This is a genomic window from Methylobacterium fujisawaense, assembly GCF_014138435.1.
In the GTDB taxonomy this organism is placed as follows: domain Bacteria; phylum Pseudomonadota; class Alphaproteobacteria; order Rhizobiales; family Beijerinckiaceae; genus Methylobacterium; species Methylobacterium fujisawaense.
The window spans coordinates 212,994-230,460 of sequence record NZ_JACJIM010000006.1; the positions used below are offsets into that span (position 1 = coordinate 212,994).

Consider the following 17,467-nt stretch of genomic DNA (forward strand, 5'->3'; position numbering starts at 1 on the left):
GGGGCAATGATCGGGCAATTCCGGATGTGGAGCCGCGAGACAACGGTCGGCATCCGACGCGCAGGCGCGGGCGATCCATCGATTCGATAGGCACAATCTTGTCCGGATGAGCTTCTTGAGAAAGTCTAGATCAGCTCGACGCGATCCGAAATTCCAAAGATGATCGTTTGGCGACATGAAAGATCTCCGGAAGGCCCGGACAGGGGGATGCGGATGCTGCGTGCATCCCGTACGGCGCCTCTCGAGCCTCGTCTCGGACGAGACCGGACCAGTGCCCGTCGGATCGGGACCGTACCGGTCATCGAGCACGAACCGTGGCTCATCCAAGACCGCGTTCGTCCGCGAACAGGCCGCGACCGATAGCCCTGGATCCGGGGGATGAGCCTGCGCGGGAGGATTCCGTGCCCCGTTGGGCGGCACCCAGGCGACGCCGGCACAGCCTGGGGACCGCGCCCGACGTCCGCGTCCCCGGCCGACGGCGATCCCCGCAGATCTGTCGCGCGAGAAGACATCGAGTGTCTGTTTTCGCGACACTTTCCCGGCTCGACGGCGCGTATGGCCCTGACTCACGAAAATGTAGGCTCCCGCCACCGCGGGCATCATCCCGGATCCGGAACCCGGCCGTGTCCGAAACGTCGGGCCGGTCGCGACCACCGCGGCCGATCCCCGGCCGGGGCGGGCTGGCCTGTCCGGGGAGCATGATGGCGCAGGGGAACGACAGAGCGCGCGCGGCCCACGCGGCCGTGTCCGGCCCCGTGGGCGCGCCATGACCGCAGATCACGGTGTCTTCGCCTTCGCGCATGTCGGCGATCTCCATCTGGAGCGGAGTTCCGACCCCCATGCCGCCGACCTGCGGGCGATCCTCGCGGAGGTGGACGGGCTGCACGGACACGGCCTCCTCGACTTCGCCTACCTCCCGGGCGATCTCGCCGAGGACGGGCGGGCGGAGCAATACGCGGTCCTGCGCGAGGCCCTGCACCGGCACCCGGACCTGCCGGTGCGCCTGATCGCCGGCGACCACGACCGCCAGCACGGCACGATGACGGATTTCGACGCGCTGTTCGCCGCGGTGGCGGGCAGCCCCCGCGGCGGCGGCCACGCGGCGCGGCGCCACGACCTGCCGCGCCCGCACGACCCGGCCCCCGTCACGCATTACTACTTCGCCGAGACGTTCGCGGGCGTGCGCTGCCTGTTCCTCGACATGGTCAGCCCCGGCTACGGCCGGAAGGGGTTCGGCCTCGACTTCCGGCTCGGCCCCTGCCAGCTCGCCTGGCTCGCCGAGGAGCTGGCCCGGGCCGACGAGGAGGGCCGGCCCTGCGCGGTCTTCACCCACACCTACCCGGACGATCTCTGCGTGCCTGACGAGAAGGCGGCGCTGGCCGGCCTGATCCGCCACCACGGCGTGCGCCTCGTCGAGATGGGCCACACCCACTACAACGAGCTCGCCCCGGACGGGCGCACCCTCTACGCGGCGGCCCGCTCCGTCGGCCAGAACGAGGACGGCTCGGTGGGCTACGCGGTCGCGGCGATCGACGGGCCGGTCACGAGCTGGCGGTTCAAGCCCCTCGACCGGGCGCTGCCCTTCGTGATGATCACGAGCCCCGCCGACCGGCGCCTCGCCACGGCGCCCCTCGCCATGGCGGACGGCCGGATCTCCGTGCGCGCCCTCGTGCTGTCGGACAGGCCGCAGGGCGACTGGTGCTGCTGCGTGCGCGTCGATGACGGGCGGCCCCACGCGATGGTGCCGGACGGGCCGCGCACCGTCCATGCCCGCATTCCCTGGCCGGAGGGCGCCCGCCGCCTCGCGGTCACGGTCACGGACGGCACGGGGCAGGCCGATACCGAGGTGATCGAGCCCGTGGGCCGGAGCTTCGTCCCGCCGCCCGCACCCGATCGCCCCGGCAGCGACGCCACCCGGCTCCCCGCCTGGCCGCAGAAGGGGCTTCGGGGCGACCAGCTCGGCCCGAACCGCAACGGCCGGCCCTGGTAGCCGGACTCACCCGAATCGCTGCACACCGCACCGCACGATCCACTCCACCAGAGGACCACCGGACCCGATGGGCGCGCTGACGCTGACCCCCAATATCGCGACCTGGGCGATCGCCGCGCTCGCCACCCTCGGCGTCATCCTGCGGCCGTTCGCGTGGCCGGAGGCGATCTGGGCCGTGCTCGGCGCTGGCGCCCTCGTGGCCCTCGGCCTGCTCGCCCCCGCCACCGCCTGGGACGGCGTCCTGAAGGGGACCGACGTCTACCTGTTCCTCGTCGGCATGATGCTGATGTCGGAGGTGGCCCGGAAGGAGGGCCTGTTCGACTGGCTCGCCTCGATCGCCGTGCGCGCCGCCAAGGGCTCGGCGACGCGGCTGTTCACCCTGGTCTATCTCGTCGGCACCGTGGTCACGGTGTTCCTGTCGAACGACGCCTGCGCGGTGGTGCTGACGCCCGCCGTCTACGCGGCCACCAAGGCCGCCAAGGTGGAGAACCCCCTCCCCTACCTGTTCATCTGCGCCTTCATCGCCAACGCGGCGAGCTTCGTGCTGCCGATCTCGAACCCGGCGAACCTCGTGGTCTTCGCCGAGCACATGCCGCCGCTGGTGCGCTGGCTCGGCCTGTTCGCGCTGCCCTCGCTGCTGGCCATCGCGACGACCTACGCGGTGCTGCGGCTGACCCAGGCGAAGACCCTGCGCGGGCAGGAGGTCGCCACCGACGTCGAGGCGCAGCCGCTCTCCCGCACCGGCCTCGTGGCGGGGATCGGCATCGTGGCGACCGGCGGCGTGCTGATCGCCGCCTCGGCGCTCGGCCTCGACCTCGGCCTGCCGACCTTCGTGGCCGGGCTCGCCACCACGATCGTCGTGCTGCTGCTCAAGCGTGGCGGCCTCGTCGAGGTGGCCAAGGACGTGTCGTGGAGCGTGCTGCCGTTGGTGGCCGGCCTGTTCGTGCTGGTGGAGGCGCTGGAGAAGACCGGTGTCCTGGCGATGCTGGCGGACCTCCTCAAGGGCTACGCCCACGCCGCCCCGGAGGCCACCGCCTGGGGGGCGGGCGGCCTGGTCGCGGTGCTGTGCAACCTCGTCAACAACCTGCCGGCCGGCCTGATCGCGGGCGCCGCCGTGCAGGCCGCCCACGTTCCCGAGAAGGTCGCGGGCGCGATCCTGATCGGCGTCGATCTCGGGCCCAACCTGTCGGTGACGGGCTCGCTCGCCACGATCCTCTGGCTCACCGCCATCCGGCGCGAGGGCCAGGATGTCGGCGCCTGGACCTTCCTCAAGCTCGGCCTGCTGGTGATGCCGCCGGCCCTCGCGCTGGCGCTCGCCGGCCTGCTCCTCGTCTGATCCCTTCCCGGAAACCCAAGGTCCGCGCCCGTGACGGCAGCCCTCCTCTATCCCTTCATCCTGGTGGCGGGCGCGCTGCAGGCGATCGGCAACGCCATGAACGCGCAGCTGCGGGGCCGCATGGTCAATCCGTGGCTCGCCGCGACGGTGTCGTTCCTGCCGATCGTCTTCGTGTTCACGACCCTGTTCTTCACGATGCCGACGCCGCTGCCGAGCCTCGACAGCTTGAGCAAGATGCCCTGGTACGCACCCCTCGGCGGCCTGGCCGGCGCGGTGGCGGTGTTCGGGGGGCTGGCTTTCATCGACAAGGTCGGCGCCGGGCCGTTCAACGGCCTGACCCTCACCGCCAACATCCTCACCTCCCTGGCGATGGACGCGCTCGGCCTGTTCGGCCTGCAGGCCGCGGGCTTCAAGCCGATGCCCTGGCTCGGCGGCCTGCTGATGGCCGTGGGCGTGATCTTCATCGCGCGCTCGGGGGGCAGGAGCGACGGCGGCGAGGGGCACGGCGAGGGGCACGGCGAGGGGCACGGGATGTCGGGCAAGCTGCTCTACCCGTTCATCCTCGTGGCCGGCGCCCTGATGGCGATCGGCGTGGTCTGGAACGCGCAGCTCCGCGGCGCCCTGGAGAACCCCTGGCTCGCCGCGACGGTGTCGTTCGTGCCCGTGGTGTTCGTGTTCGCCCTGATGTTCCTGCTGCGGCCGTCGCCGCTGCCGACCCGGGACGACATCGCGGGCGTTCGCTGGTGGATGCCGCTCGCCGGGATCACCGGGGCGGTGGCGGTGTTCGCCGGGCTGCTCTTCGTCGACAAGGTCGGGGCCGGGGCGTTCAACGGCCTGCTGATCACCGCCAACCTCCTGACCTCGGTGGCCCTGGACCATTTCGGCTGGTTCGGCATGAAGCAGGTCAAGGCCGGCCCGCCGCGCCTGATCGGCGCCGCCGTGATGGTGGCCGGCATCGTGCTGATCTCGCTGTTCTGAGCATCCGGACCGATGTGGAGCCTGCCCGCCTGGTTGCTGCGCCGGGAAATGCTTCTCCTGGCGGGCGCCGCCCTCCTGGGCGCGGGCGGGATCGCGGCGTGGGTCCTGCTCCAGGCGACGGTCCTGACCATCGCGGTCGCGCCCCGCGACGGCACCGAGCCCGGCCTGATCAAGGCCTACGCGGACGCGCTCGAGGCCGCCCACGAGAATGTCCGCCTGAAGATCCTGTCCTTCGACGACGTGCGCGAGAGCGCCGCCGCCCTGCAGGACGGCCGGGCCGACCTCGCGGTCGTCCGCCCCGACGTGCTGCTGCCGACGAACGGGCTGACCCTGGCGATCCTGCGCGACCAGGCGATGGTCATCGCCTCGCCCGAGCAGGCCGGGATCACGAGCTTCCCGAAGCTCGCCGGCAAGCGGCTCGGCATCGCGGCGCACCGGGACGCCGATCTCTGGCTGCTCCGGAACCTCCTCGGCTATTACGGCCTCACCCTGGAGGAGGCTGCCGGCCCGGCCCGGGACTCGACGGTCCTGCTGGTCCCGGTCGATCAGGAGGCGGTGGCCGGCGCCTTCCGCGAGAGGCGGATCGACGCCTTCGTCAGCATCATCGCCCCCTCGGCGCCCAAGGCGCTGGCCCTGGTCTCGGCCTTGCAGGGCGTCGCCCGCGGAGGCAAGGTGGCGTTCGTCGCCGTTGAGGATGACGGCGCCGTGATCGAGCGCTTCCCGCGGCTCCAGGCGGTCACCGTCCCGGGCGGCCTGTTCGGCGGCCGCCCGAAGCTGCCGGCCGACGACGTGAAGACGGTGGGCGCCTCGTACCGGCTGATGGCCCGCGCCTCCTTGAGCCGCGTGGTGGCGGCCGACGTGACCCAGCAGCTCTTCGAGAAGCGCAGCGCCGCCGCGCTGGCCACCGACGCTGCCGAGTACGTCCAGGCCCCGGCCTACGATACGACCGTGGCCGCCACCAGCGCCCGGATCCCGATCCATCCCGGCGCGATCGACTATTACGAGCGCGACCAGCACGGCTTCATCGAGCGCTACGGCGACACCCTCTACCTCCTGGGCGCGCTGGCGGGCGGCCTCGTCTCGGTGCTCGCCTGGATCCGGAAGCGCCTCGCCAGCCTCCGCCGGGAGCGCATCGACGAGATCATGGACCGGCTCCTGGAGATCGCCGGGCAGGCCCGGGCGCTGCGCGACCCGGCGGCGATCGAGGCGCTCACCGTCGAGGTCGACGCGCTGGCCATGGACGTGGTGCGCTACGCCCGGGAGCGGGAGCGGGACACCCGGATCCTGTCGGCGGCGTCCGTCGCCATCGACACGGCGCGGGCGACCATCGCGGATTGCCGGACGCAGGCGGTCGAGGGCGGGGGGCGGATCGGGCGGTCCGTCCGGCTGCACGGCGCGGGCGGGGCCTGACATGTCCGGTCCCGCCACCGTGCCCGCGCCGGACCGGAGCGAGGCCGCGCCGGACGTCGCCTCCGTCCGGGACCGCGTCGAGGCGCGGGTGCAGCGATCCCTGCGCTCGCGCACCGTGACCTGGATGACGGTGGGCTTCGCCACGATCCTGGTGATGACCGCCATCGCGCTCGGCGCCTTCGTCTACCAGCAGCGCGGCATCGACGCCGTGCGCCACACCGTGGCGGTGGACGGGCGCCTCGCCCGGGTGCTTTCGGCGGTGCAGGACGCCGAGACCGGCCAGCGCGGCTACCTGCTCACCGGCGACGAGGCCTTCCTGCTGCCCTTCACCGAGGGCCGGCTGAACGTCGACCGCCAGCTCGATTGGCTGCGCGACCTCGTCCAGGATGACGCCGACCAGAGGGCCGAACTCGACACCCTGGCCGCCCTGATCCGCGAGAAGCTCGACGAACTCGGTGCCAGCGTCGCCCTGATGCGCGGCGGCGACAGCGCCGCGGCCCACACCTCGGTGGCGGACGGACGCGGCAAGCAGGTGATGGACGCGATCCGCGACCGCGTGCGCCGCATGGAGACGTACGAGGCGGACAGGATGGAGCGGCGGCAGGCGACGGTGTCCCGGATCGCCCTCGCCCTCTGGATCATGGTCGGTGCCCTCGCCGTCCTGTTCGTGCTGTTCGCCGTCTCGGCCCTGCGGGAGGCGACCCGCCGCAACCGGCTGTCGCGGTTCCTGCCGCAGGAGCTGGTCCTGCGGCTCGCCGACGGCGACGGGAGCCTGAAGGCCGGCCGCCGCCAGCAGGCCGCCATCGTGTTCGTCGACATGCGCGGCTCGACCACCCTGGCCGAGAACCTGGACCCGCACCGGCTCTCCGAGTTCCTGTCCGCCTTCCGGCGGCGGGTGACGCGCCTCGCCCGCCTCCGGGGCGGGGTGGTCGACAAGTTCATCGGCGACGGTGCCCTGGTGGTGTTCGGCCTGCCCGAGCCCAGGTCCGACGATGCCGCCCGTGCCCTCGCCTTCGCCCAGGATCTCGTCGCGGTGATCGCCCGCTGGACCGACAGAGCCGGGCCCACGGGGACCGTGCGCATCGGCGTGGGCGTCCATTACGGCGAGGTGTTCTGCGGGATCATCGGCGAGGAGGCGCGCTACGAGTTCACGGTGCTGGGCGATGCGGTCAACGTCGCCGCCCGCCTGGAACAGGCGACCAAGCTCCACGGTGTCCCGATCCTGGTCTCCGAGGCCGCGCGGCGCGCCGCCGGGGCCCCGGTCGAGGCGTGGCGCGAGGTCAGCCGCGAGCCCCTGCGGGGACGCCGGGAGCGCATGGCCTATCATACCCCCGCCGGCCCGGGGCCGGCCGCGCCGGCGCCCTGTGGAGACGAAGATGTGCCGCTTCCGGCGGCAGGAACGGCGGTCTGAGAAGAACCTGTCTGCCGCCGATGGCGGATAGAGAACAAGCATCTCCCCGGACAGAGAAATACGAAAGACGCGTCCATTGCGAAGGGACAGGCCGAGCGCGACATTCGCCATCATGCGCAGCGCCTCCGAAAACCAGTCGCCGGCCTTCGATCCGTTCGGCGAGCCCGTCGCCGACGGCGTCGCCCGCGCCTGCCCGGCCACCGCGGCCGGCGACCGCACGGCCCGTCGCGTCGGCGGTGCGGTGTTCTGGACGCTGGCCCTGGCGATCCTGGCCGGTCGCGTCTACGCGTACGATCTTCCGGCCGTTCAGGCCGTCGCCACGCACGCCGCACAGGCCCTCGCCCTGCGCTGACAACCCGGATCGGGTTTCCGGCCGGGGCGTCGTTCCAGGCCTCTCAATACGTATCGGCCAGATAGGCGGCGATCGCGCCGGCATCGGCCTGTTCGATGGGGGCGTGGTAGGCCTTGATCATCTTGGACACCTCGGCATCCCAGAACGCCTTCCCGCGGCCGGGCGGCTGCGTGGCGATGTAGTCCACCGAGTGGCAGGTCTGGCAATTGGCCTGGGCCGCCTCGTAGCCCGCAGCCAGGCTGTCCGCCTTCGGCGGCCGCAGCTGCGCGGTCGGGTCCGGAACCGCGTAGGTCCGTGGCGCGGCCCAGGCCGAGCCGGCCGTCAGGCCCCCGATCATCGCGCCGAGCAGAAGCATACGCATCCCGTTCGTCCTCCCGTTCGCGTTCACGCCGCCTGCACCCGGGTGGTCTCGACGCCGTTGCGCATGTAGCCGGACGGGTTCCAGCGGGACGCCATCGGCTGGCTGCTGCCGTCGTTGGCGGTGGCCCGGACCCGGATCGCGTGGGCGCCCGGCGTGAGCGCGGCCGTGAGCGACCAGGGCCGGAACGCGTAGGGGCCGAGATCCCGGCCGAGCGCGGCCTCGGTCCAGGTGGCGCCGTCGTCGGTGGAGACCGCGACCGTCCGGATGCCGGAGCCTCCGTCGAAGGCGATGCCCCGCAGGGAGACCGGCCCGGCGGTCACGCGCGCGCCGTCGGCCAGATTCGTGAGGAACGACCGCACGTTGAGGCGCCCGATCGGCACCGTGGCGGCGGCCGCCTGGCCGGGCTCGGTGCAGGCGCAGGGATTGTCGGGGATGCGGTAGGCGGTCTTCATGAAGAAGCCCTCGAAGGGCTTGTCCAGCACCGTGACGGTATCGAGGTGCTTGACCCAGTAGGTGCCGTAATAGCCCGGCACCACGAGGCGGAGCGGGTAGCCGTTGAGCCAGGGCAGGTCCTCGCCGTTCATGCCCCAGGCGAGCAGCACCGCGCCGTCGCCGGCCTGGTCGAGGGTGAGCGCCTTGGCGAAGTCCGGCGTCTCGGGCAGCACAGGCCGGTCGAGTCCGTTGAAGGCGACCTGTACGGCCCCGGCCTTCACGCCGGCCCGGTCCAGCACGCTTCTCAACGGCACGCCCGTCCACCGCGCGCAGCCCATGGCGCCGTTGCCGAGCTGGCCGCCGGCCATCCGGGGCTCGAAGAAGCCGCGGGAATTGCCCGAGCACTGGTTGACCGCCACGATCTCGGTCCGGCCCGGCAGCGCCTTCAGCTCCGACAGCGACAGCGCGACGGGTCGCTCCACATGGCCGCCCACGGTCAGCCGGAACGCCTCCGGGTCGATCTCCAGGGGGATGTCGGCGAGGTGGTAGCGGACGAAGAAGGCGTCGTTCGGCGTGATCGCGCCCTCGTCGAACACCGCGAACGGCGTCTCCAGCTGGGGCGGCCGGGCGGTGGTCTGCAGCAGCGGCCGCTTGCCCGGATAGGCGACGAGCGGGCGCTCGCCGTTGCCGAAGGGCAGCTGCGCGTCCTCTCCGGCCCAGGCGGGCCGCAGGCCGCTTCCCGCCGCCAGGGCACCGAGCGCGGCGCTCTTCAGGAAGGCCCGTCGTGCCGGATCGGTCATCCCCTGCTCCCTCCCGGTCTGCCCCGACAGCCTCGGTCGCGCGGCGCCGGATCCATGGGATAGCCTGCGCCGGGCGAAAGGCCCAGATCCCCCGCGTTCAGCCCTGCGTGAGATGCCGGCGCACCGCCGCGGCGATGACGGCCGAGACCCGGACGTTCGATTCCTGCGTCACCCCGGCGATGTGGGGCGTGAGGATCAGGTTCGGCACGCCCGCGAACGGGGCGCCGGCCGCGGCGTCGAGGGGCTCGCGGTCGAACACGTCGAGGGCCGCGCCGCCGAGATGCCCGGACCGCAGGGCGGCCGCCACCGCGGCCTCGTCGACGATGCCGCCCCGGGCGGCGTTGATCAGCACGGCGCCCGCGGGCATCCGGGCGAGGGCGGTCGCGTCGATCAGGCCGCGGGTCTCCGCGGTGAGCGGGACGTGCAGGGAGAGCACGTCGCTCTCCGCGATCAGCGCCTCCAGATCCCGGCGCCGCACCGGACCGTACGGGGGCGTCCAGGCCGGATCCTCGGCGGCCAGGAACGGGTCATGGGCCGCGATCGCCATGCCGAGGGCAGCGGCGCGGCGGGCGGTCTCCCGGGCGATCGATCCGAAGCCCACGAGCCCGAGGCGCTTGCCGGCGATCTCGCGCCCCATCAGGGCGTTGCGCGGCCACGTCCCCGCCGCGACCGCCTCGCTCGCCCCATAGGCCCCGCGCAGCAGCAGCAGCGCGGTGGCGACGACGTACTCGGCGACCGCGCCGTCATTGGCGCCCGTCGCCGGCTGGACCGTGATCCCCCGCGCCCGGCAGGCCGGAACATCGATGTTGTCGAGGCCGACCCCGAGACGCCCGACGATCCGGAGGCGTCGGGCACCCGCGAGCAGCGCGCCGCGGACCTGCGTCCGGTTGCGCACGATCAGGGCGTCGGCCTCCGCCACGGCGGCGGCGAGTGCCTCGGGCCGGTCGACGAGTCCGGGATCGTACAGGGTGTCGAAGCCCGACAGGTCGGCGGCGATCGCCGCAGGGTCCATGAATTCGCTGATGACGACCTTGGGCATGGCGCGCCTGTTCCCCGGTTCCGCGTGGTCGCCCCCCGCTAGAGCCGTTCCCGGGCGCGTGGCAACACGGATCCGTCCCCGCCCGCGACGCGGCCGGGCCGATTCCGGCGCTCCTTCAGGCGACCGCGCGGACGGTCTGCTCCGCCGGAGCGGCCGTGCGCGGCGCGCACGCGATCCGTATGCGCTCGATCAGGCCGGGGATCTCCCCGGGCGGCCGGGCCGGGCTGTAGAGGAAGCCCTGCGCGCTGTCGCAGCGCCGCAGCCGGAGCAGTTCGGCCTGCTGCTCGGTCTCGACGCCCTCGACCGTGACGTCGATGCCCAGGTCGCGGGCGATGACCATGATGGCCGCGATCACCGTCAGGCATTCGGGGCGGCTGCTCAGGTCGCGGACGAAGGCGCGGTCGATCTTGATCTTGTCGACCGGGAACTGCGTCAGGTAGCTCAAGGAGGAATACCCCGTCCCGAAATCGTCGAGGGCGATCCGCACCCCGAGCGCCCGCAGGGAGCGGAGATTGTCCAGCACGTGCGGCGTGTTGGCCAGGAAGATCGACTCGGTGATCTCGATCTCGAGGCGGTTCGCCGCCAGGCCGGTCTCGGCCAGGACCGCCGCGACGTCGGCGAAGAAGTCGGGCCGGCGGAAATGGACCGACGAGATGTTGACGGCGACGCGCAGGCTTGCCGGCCAGGTCAGCGCCTCCGTGCAGGCCCGCCGCAGGGCCCAGCGCCCGATCGTGACCACGAAGCCCGTTCCCTCGGCGATCGGGATCAGCTCGGCGGGCGAAACGGGACCGAGGCCCGGCCGGGTCCAGCGCAGCAGCGCCTCGCAGCCCACCACGTGGCCGTCCTGCAGGCTCACGAGCGGCTGGTAGTGCAAGGTCATCTCGCCGTCGGCGAGGGCTTGACGCATCGCCTCGTCGAGTTCGCGCCGGCGCTGCACGCGCACTTCCAGGCCGCTGTCGAAGTCCCGCCAGCGCCCCTTGCCGGCCTCCTTGGCGCTGTAGAGCGCGAGATCCGCCTTCCGGAGCAGATCCTCGGGATCGGTCGCGTCCGCGGGCGCGCAGGCGATCCCGATACTGACGCCGATCTCCGCCCGGACGCCGTCGATGAGGTAGGGCTCGCGCAGGGCCCCGATGATGGCTTCGGCCAGGGCCTGCGCCGCCGCGGCATCCCGGCCGCGCTGCAGGATCGCGAACTCGTCGCCCCCGAGGCGGAACGCCTGCGCGTCGGCCGGGAGCAGGGCGCGCAGGCGATCGCCGACTTGCCCCAGCAGGGCATCGCCGGCGGCGTGGCCGATGCTGTCGTTGACGGTCTTGAAGCCGTCGAGGTCGAGGTAGAGCAGGCTGACCACCGGGGCCGGCCCCTGCGCGACCGCTGCCGCGCAGGCCTCCGACGCGACCGCGTGGAACATGACCCGGTTCGACAGGCCCGTCATCGGGTCCCGCGTCGCCAGGAAGGCGATGTGCGCTTCCGTCCGGCGGGCCTCCGTCATGTCCGAGCCGACGCCCCGGAAGCCTGCGAAGCGCCCTCCCTGGTCGAGGAAGGGCTTGCCGCTGAGCCGGAGCCAGCGCCGGCCGGCCGGCGTGTCGATGGCGATCAGGAGCTGGTGGAAGGGGGTGCCCCCGCGGAGGCGCTCCAGCAGGTCGGCGCTCTGATCGGCCTCGATCGGCGCCTCCCCCCGCCCGGCGAGCAGGGCCTGGAACCGGGCGTGCTGGAGCGTCTCCACCGGGCGGGCCAGGACATCCGCCATCCGGGTGGAGACGTGCTGGAACTGCCCGGTCTCGTCCGTCTCCCAGAGCCAGTCGCTGGCATTCGCCTCGAAGGCGTTGAGCAGCAGACCGATCGTCTCGCTCTGATCCTCGACGCGCACCCGGTCCAGGATGCGCTGGCAGGACAGGCGGCTCATGCGGCGCACGCTCGTCACCACGAACACCGCGTAGACGGTGAGCAGGAAACCGATGCTGAGCGCGATCGGCTCCCCGGACCGGGCGAGCCCGACGAAGCTGCCGACGATGACCGGGACCGCGAACAGGTACGAGACCGACAGGAGCGGCCCGACCACGTAGGCGTCCGAGATCAGGCCCGCCACGATGGCGACGACGAGCAGCCGCTCCTCGCTGCTGCAGGGGGTGAACAGCACGACCGGCATGGTCGCCCAGGCGAGGCCCAGGGCGAAGGCCAGCCCTGCGGAGATCCGGCAGCCCCACCGGACGCTGCGTTCGGACGCGGTGCCGGCATAGGCGCGCCAGTAGAGCCAGGTCGTGTAGGTCGTTGCCGTGATCAGCGCCGCGACCACGGCGAGCAGGCCGAGAAGATAGGTGTGCGAGGCGGAGCCCCAGAAAAAGTACGTGACGGCCAGCGCGATGATCAGGTGCGTCACCGCCGAGTAGGTGGCGAGCTTCAGCGTCTCGTCGAGGAGCCCGGTGCGCACCTGCAGCCGGTAGCGGTTCGGCAGCGCGTCGACCGTGTCGGGGCCGCGGAGGCGGCCGAGCAGCGATCCCGTCCGGCGCCGCGATTGCCGGGCCGGATCGGGCCCGCCGGCCGGGCCGGCCGCCGCGGCGGACGTCTCACGCGACATGGCGGGGCTCGACCCTCATCGTCAGGCCGCCCTTGGGCCGCAGCGTCACGCGGAACTGCGTCGCGGGCATCGCCCGGGTGACCGGTCTGAAGCGGAAGGCGGGCAGCAGCGTCGCCAGGATGACGAGGCACTCGGTCAGGGCGAGGCTCATGCCGATGCACACCCGCGGGCCGGCTCCGAACGGCAGGTAGGCGTAGCGGTCGCGCGCGGCGGCCCGCTCGGGGGCGAAGCGATCCGGATCGAACACCTCCGGCCTGTCCCAGAGCAGGGCATGCCGGTGCAGGGCGTAGACCGGCACATGGACCGATTGCCCGGCCGGCACGACCCTGTCCCCGAGCCGGACCGGCGCCCGGGTCCGCCGCACGATCAGCGGCGCCGGCGGATAGAGGCGCATCACCTCGAGGAGCACCTGGCGGGTGTAGGGCAACCGGTCCGCGGCCTCGGGATCGGCGGCGGGATCGTCGCCGAGCTGCGCCATCTCGGCGACGACGCGCGCCTCCACCTCCGGGTGTTCCGCCAGGACCCGGAGGGTCCAGGCCAGCGCCAGGGCGGTGGTCTCGTGGCCCGCGGCCACGAAGGTCAGCAGGTTGTCGACGACGCGCGCCTCGGGGAGCGGCTGTCCGGTCTCCGGATCCCGCGCCTCCAGCAGGAGGCCGAGGAGGTCGGTGCCGGGCTCGCCGCGCGCCCGGCGGCGCGCGATCGTCCGGGCGACCTCGCCGCGCAGGTGGCGCACCGCGGCCGCGCCCCCCCGGGCCCCGGGATGCGGGACCCAGGCCGGGGCGCGCAGCATCGCGAGGGCGATCTTCCAGCTGGTCTGGCCGAGATAGGCGTCCATCGCGCGCCCGAACGGCTCGACCTCCAGATGGGGATCGCCCGACACCATCGTGGCGACGATCACCTCGAAGGTGGTGCGCATCATCTCGTGCAGGACGTCCCGCTCCGCCCCGGCCGGATCGGCGCCGTGCCAGCGCGTCCGCGTCGCCGCGGCGGCCCGGGCCATGGCCGGCACGAAGCTCCGGACCCGGTCCGGGCGGAACATCGGGCTGGCGGTCCTGCGCTGCCCCCGCCAGTGGGAACCGTCCGCGGTGAGGACGCCCGAGCCGAGGGCGGGCGCGAGGGCCCGCAGCATGAACGGCTCCCGCTCCAGCGCCTCGGCCTGATCGACCAGCAGGCTGCGGATGTGTCCGGGGTCGCAGACGTAGGTGGTGCGCTGGCCGAGGAAGCGCGTTGTCACCAGGGGTTGTGTGTAGATCTGCCGGGGCCAGGCCTCGATCAGGCTGCCCAGCATCGTGGCGAGCACCGATGGCAGGGCGATCGCCTCCGCCACAGCCTCCCCCACGGCCTCCGTGAGCGGCAGCCTTCCCGGCTCGCAGACCCTGAACGTTCCGACCGCTGGCATCCCGGCACCCTCGCGGGACCAGATTCGAGGCTCAACGTTAAGTTTTGGCGCTCCTCGGCACCGCCGTCGAGGCATTCGCGCCCGGGCGGTGCGGAAATCGCCGCGGTGCTTACCGGAGGCTTACCCGAATGCCTCCGGGAAGCCGTGCGGCCGGACGGCGGATCCGGCACGCGCCGCCGAAGCGGATGCCGGGCGGGCGGGTCAGACCGACGGCCCTAGCGGGCCTGCGCCCGGAGGGCCTCGCGGAGCCGGCCCTCGATCAGCAGGGCCGAGCCGTAGTGGAACTCGATGTCGAAGGCGTGGCGCTGGTTCATCGAGAGCGACGCGCTCTGCATCGCGACGAGATGCCCGGCCTCGTCGAACAGGCCCGAGCCCGACCCTCCGTAGCCGTCGTTGCAGTCGTGGCGGGCGCGGCGGATGTCGCCCTCGCTGGGCGGATCGATCCGCCGGATGGCACAGGATTCCCGGCTGCTCTGACCGCGGTAGTTCTCGTGGCCGGCGGGGGAGACCATCGTCACCGGGAGCGTCAGGTCGCCGGTCGGAAGGTGCGGGGCGTCCGGGATCGGCTGCGGCCGTGCCTCGGCCGGCTCGGCGAGGCGCAGGAGCGCCCAGTCGTCGGTGATGTGCAGGCGCCGCGCCTCCGGCTCGATGCCGAGTTCCAGAAAGTCCGGCGCGAAGCCGTAATTGCGGCCGGCGATCTGGAAGTAGCAATCGGCAACGGTGCGGGTGACCTCCAGTTGGCGATTGCGGAAATTGTGCGCGTTCATCAGCACGAGGGAGCGGGTCCCGATCAGCCAGGCGGCGGCGGCTTTCTGGGGGATCCCGTCCGGGCGGCGGCACCACAGGACGCCCGCGCCGGTAAAGCGCTCCAGATCCGCCCCCGTCAGTTCGCGCCGCCCGTCCTGTGCGTAGAGGGCGGCGAGGCGTTGTCCGCCGCCGGTCCCGGCCGCCGTGGCCGGAATCGCGACACAGGTCGCCAGCGCCAGAAAGCGGCCTGCGCCGCCCGTGACAAGACCCATCGCGTCCTCCCGGAGCGGGTCGGCGGACGGCACCGTGCCCGCACGCCCGCATATCGTTTCCGCTTGTCTGGGATGGATGTCGGCGATCGGTCAAGACCTCGCTGATCTTACCAAATCTCCGGTGGCGTATTGCCAGATTGTCCCGAAAAGAAATGTTTCGTTTTGCAAAGACACGCATTACAAGCCGTGCGAATGATCGAGTGGCGCACAACGATAATAAGTCTTTCATAAGCCTAGCGAATACTGGAAATAGCCGGGATATCGCGATGCTGAAAGCGGATTTGTCGTCGGAAGACGTGTCGCCATCGGATGAACACCACGATGACTGCGAGGCCAAACGGCGTGGCAGTCCGGCGAGGAGACGCAGGATGATCAGGCTCCGGAATTCCGTCTCGGCATTGGCGATCATGGCGCTCGCGCCGGTCGCCATGGCGGGCGTGGCGCAGGCCAACGACAAGCTCGTCGAGAAATCGAAGAGCGACGAGAACTGGGTGATGCCCGGTAAGAACTACGACTCGAACAATTACAGCGATCTGACCCAGATCAACAAGAGCAACGTCAAGCAGCTCAAGCCGGCCTGGACGTTCTCCACCGGCCTGCTCAACGGCCACGAGGGCGCGCCGCTCGTCGTCGACGGCGTCATGTACATCCACACCTCGTTCCCGAACAACACCTTCGCCCTCGGCCTCGACGACCCGGGCAAGATCCTGTGGCAGGACAAGCCCAAGCAGAACCCGGCCGCCCGTTCGGTCGCCTGCTGCGATCTCGTCAACCGCGGCCTCGCCTACTGGCCGGGCGACGGCAAGACCCCGGCGCTGATCCTCAAGACCCAGCTCGACGGCAACGTGGCGGCGCTGAACGCCCAGACCGGCGAGACGGTGTGGAAGGTCGAGAATTCCGACATCAAGGTCGGCTCGACGCTCACCATCGCCCCCTACGTGGTCAAGGACAAGGTGATCATCGGCTCCTCGGGTGCCGAGCTCGGCGTCCGCGGCTACCTCACCGCCTACGACGTCAAGACCGGCGCGCAGGTCTGGCGCGCCTACGCGACCGGCCCGGACGAGGACCTGCTGCTCGCCAAGGACTTCAACATCCACAACGCTCATTACGGCCAGAAGGGCCTCGGCACCTCGACCTGGGAGGGCGACGCCTGGAAGATCGGCGGCGGCACCAACTGGGGCTGGTACGCCTATGACCCGGGCACGAACCTGATCTACTTCGGCACCGGCAACCCGGCGCCGTGGAACGAGACCATGCGTCCCGGCGACAACAAGTGGACGATGACGATCTTCGGCCGCGACGCCGACACCGGCGAGGCGAAGTTCGGCTACCAGAAGACCCCGCACGACGAGTGGGACTATGCCGGCGTCAACGTGATGATGCTGTCCGACCAGAAGGACAAGGACGGGAAGATGAGGAAGCTCCTCACCCACCCGGACCGCAACGGCATCGTCTACACCCTCGACCGGACGGACGGGACGCTGGTCTCGGCCAACAAGATCGACGACACCGTCAACGTGTTCAAGTCGGTGGATCTGAAGACCGGCACGCCGGTGCGCGATCCGGAATACGGCACCCGGATGGACCACCTCGCCAAGGACATCTGTCCCTCGGCGATGGGCTACCACAACCAGGGGCACGATTCCTACGATCCGAAGCGCCAAGCCTTCTACATGGGCATCAACCACATCTGCATGGATTGGGAGCCCTTCATGCTGCCCTACCGGGCGGGTCAGTTCTTCGTCGGCGCGACGCTGAACATGTATCCGGGCCCGAAGGGTGACCGGCAGAACTACGAGGGCCTCGGCCAGATCAAGAGCTACAACGCCATCACCGGCAAGTTCAACTGGGAGAAGATGGAGCGCTTCGCGGTCTGGGGCGGCACCACCGCCACCGCCGGCGACCTGGTCCTCTACGGGACGCTGGACGGCTTCATCAAGGCGCGCGACTCCGACAACGGCGACCTCCTCTGGAAGTTCAAGCTGCCGTCGGGCGCCATCGGCTACCCGATCACCTACACCCACAAGGGCACGCAATACGTCGCCATCTACTACGGCGTCGGCGGCTGGCCGGGCGTGGGCCTGGTGTTCGACCTCGCCGACCCGACCGCCGGCCTCGGCGCGGTGGGCGCCTTCAAGAAGCTCGCCAACTACACCCAGATGGGCGGCGGCGTGATGGTGTTCTCGCTGGACGGCAAGGGCCCCTACGACGACCCGAATGTCGGCGAGTACGAGCAGCACGCCGCCAAGTAGGGCCCGCCAAGTAGGGCCATCCAAGTGAGGCCCGCCTTCATCCCGCCGGCCAAGCGGCCGGCGGGATTCCGGGCCGGGTCCGGGACGCGCGGGGCGCCACGGCGCCCCGCAGC

At 71.6% G+C, this 17,467-nt stretch carries 13 protein-coding genes; 7 read left to right on the forward strand and 6 right to left on the reverse strand.

Annotated elements, in window-relative coordinates:
• The first annotated feature begins 766 nt into the window (after nt 1-766).
• From GGQ91_RS19685 to GGQ91_RS19710, 6 genes are all read left to right on the forward strand, one after another.
• The gene (locus GGQ91_RS19685; protein ID WP_043352327.1) at nt 767-1,990 is read left to right on the forward strand and encodes a metallophosphoesterase family protein; all 1,224 of its coding nucleotides are present in this window, start codon (nt 767-769) and stop codon (nt 1,988-1,990) included.
• A gap of 67 nt (nt 1,991-2,057) precedes the next feature.
• Entirely contained in the window at nt 2,058-3,326 is a 1,269-nt protein-coding gene (locus GGQ91_RS19690) for an arsenic transporter (protein WP_182592688.1), read from the forward strand.
• Between the two features lie 30 nt (nt 3,327-3,356).
• Nucleotides 3,357-4,304, forward strand: coding sequence for a DMT family transporter (locus GGQ91_RS19695; RefSeq protein ID WP_043759527.1), 948 nt, complete (start codon nt 3,357-3,359; stop codon nt 4,302-4,304).
• Nucleotides 4,305-4,316: 12 nt separating this feature from the next.
• Complete coding sequence (locus GGQ91_RS19700) at nt 4,317-5,714, forward strand: TAXI family TRAP transporter solute-binding subunit (RefSeq protein WP_182592689.1); 1,398 nt, start codon at nt 4,317-4,319, stop codon at nt 5,712-5,714.
• A 1-nt stretch (nt 5,715) separates the two neighbouring features.
• Complete coding sequence (locus tag GGQ91_RS19705) at nt 5,716-7,125, forward strand: adenylate/guanylate cyclase domain-containing protein (protein ID WP_236961944.1); 1,410 nt, start codon at nt 5,716-5,718, stop codon at nt 7,123-7,125.
• A 112-nt stretch (nt 7,126-7,237) separates the two neighbouring features.
• Nucleotides 7,238-7,477: a hypothetical protein gene (locus GGQ91_RS19710; protein WP_043386634.1), complete on the forward strand. Its 240-nt coding sequence runs from the start codon at nt 7,238-7,240 to the stop codon at nt 7,475-7,477.
• A gap of 43 nt (nt 7,478-7,520) precedes the next feature.
• Here GGQ91_RS19710 and sorB read toward each other — a convergent pair whose 3' ends face one another.
• From sorB to GGQ91_RS19740, 6 genes are all read right to left on the reverse strand, one after another.
• Complete coding sequence (gene sorB, locus GGQ91_RS19715) at nt 7,521-7,838, reverse strand: SorB family sulfite dehydrogenase c-type cytochrome subunit (RefSeq protein ID WP_043386636.1); 318 nt, start codon at nt 7,836-7,838, stop codon at nt 7,521-7,523.
• A gap of 23 nt (nt 7,839-7,861) precedes the next feature.
• Nucleotides 7,862-9,070, reverse strand: coding sequence for a SorA family sulfite dehydrogenase catalytic subunit (gene sorA, locus GGQ91_RS19720; protein WP_179697417.1), 1,209 nt, complete (start codon nt 9,068-9,070; stop codon nt 7,862-7,864).
• Nucleotides 9,071-9,167: 97 nt separating this feature from the next.
• On the reverse strand, nt 9,168-10,109 hold the full coding sequence (locus tag GGQ91_RS19725) for an NAD(P)-dependent oxidoreductase (protein ID WP_043352342.1): 942 nt from the start codon (nt 10,107-10,109) through the stop codon (nt 9,168-9,170).
• Between the two features lie 115 nt (nt 10,110-10,224).
• Complete coding sequence (locus tag GGQ91_RS19730) at nt 10,225-12,684, reverse strand: putative bifunctional diguanylate cyclase/phosphodiesterase (protein ID WP_182592690.1); 2,460 nt, start codon at nt 12,682-12,684, stop codon at nt 10,225-10,227.
• Nucleotides 12,674-14,083: a cytochrome P450 gene (locus GGQ91_RS19735; protein WP_182592691.1), complete on the reverse strand. Its 1,410-nt coding sequence runs from the start codon at nt 14,081-14,083 to the stop codon at nt 12,674-12,676. The genes GGQ91_RS19730 and GGQ91_RS19735 overlap by 11 nt, the downstream gene beginning before the upstream one ends.
• A gap of 215 nt (nt 14,084-14,298) precedes the next feature.
• Nucleotides 14,299-15,102 carry a trypsin-like serine peptidase gene (locus tag GGQ91_RS19740; protein ID WP_051976220.1) on the reverse strand — a complete coding sequence of 268 codons (804 nt, stop codon included), beginning with the start codon at nt 15,100-15,102 and terminating at the stop codon, nt 14,299-14,301.
• Between the two features lie 368 nt (nt 15,103-15,470).
• On the opposite strand from GGQ91_RS19740, the gene GGQ91_RS19745 reads away from it, so the two are divergent.
• Complete coding sequence (locus tag GGQ91_RS19745) at nt 15,471-17,354, forward strand: methanol/ethanol family PQQ-dependent dehydrogenase (protein ID WP_043386654.1); 1,884 nt, start codon at nt 15,471-15,473, stop codon at nt 17,352-17,354.
• Nucleotides 17,355-17,467 lie beyond the last annotated feature (113 nt).

Excerpts from the sequence above, each read along its gene's own strand:
- GGQ91_RS19685 (WP_043352327.1), top strand. The coding sequence starts at position 767 with ATGACCGCAGATCACGGTGTCTTCGCCTTCGCGCATGTCGGCGATCTC.
- GGQ91_RS19690 (WP_182592688.1), top strand. The coding sequence starts at position 2,058 with ATGGGCGCGCTGACGCTGACCCCCAATATCGCGACCTGGGCGATCGCC.
- GGQ91_RS19700 (WP_182592689.1), top strand. The coding sequence starts at position 4,317 with ATGTGGAGCCTGCCCGCCTGGTTGCTGCGCCGGGAAATGCTTCTCCTG.
- GGQ91_RS19705 (WP_236961944.1), top strand. The coding sequence starts at position 5,716 with ATGTCCGGTCCCGCCACCGTGCCCGCGCCGGACCGGAGCGAGGCCGCG.
- GGQ91_RS19710 (WP_043386634.1), top strand. The coding sequence starts at position 7,238 with ATGCGCAGCGCCTCCGAAAACCAGTCGCCGGCCTTCGATCCGTTCGGC.
- sorB (WP_043386636.1), bottom strand. The coding sequence starts at position 7,838 with ATGCGTATGCTTCTGCTCGGCGCGATGATCGGGGGCCTGACGGCCGGC.
- sorA (WP_179697417.1), bottom strand. The coding sequence starts at position 9,070 with ATGACCGATCCGGCACGACGGGCCTTCCTGAAGAGCGCCGCGCTCGGT.
- GGQ91_RS19725 (WP_043352342.1), bottom strand. The coding sequence starts at position 10,109 with ATGCCCAAGGTCGTCATCAGCGAATTCATGGACCCTGCGGCGATCGCC.
- GGQ91_RS19730 (WP_182592690.1), bottom strand. The coding sequence starts at position 12,684 with ATGTCGCGTGAGACGTCCGCCGCGGCGGCCGGCCCGGCCGGCGGGCCC.
- GGQ91_RS19735 (WP_182592691.1), bottom strand. The coding sequence starts at position 14,083 with ATGCCAGCGGTCGGAACGTTCAGGGTCTGCGAGCCGGGAAGGCTGCCG.
- GGQ91_RS19740 (WP_051976220.1), bottom strand. The coding sequence starts at position 15,102 with ATGGGTCTTGTCACGGGCGGCGCAGGCCGCTTTCTGGCGCTGGCGACC.
- GGQ91_RS19745 (WP_043386654.1), top strand. The coding sequence starts at position 15,471 with ATGATCAGGCTCCGGAATTCCGTCTCGGCATTGGCGATCATGGCGCTC.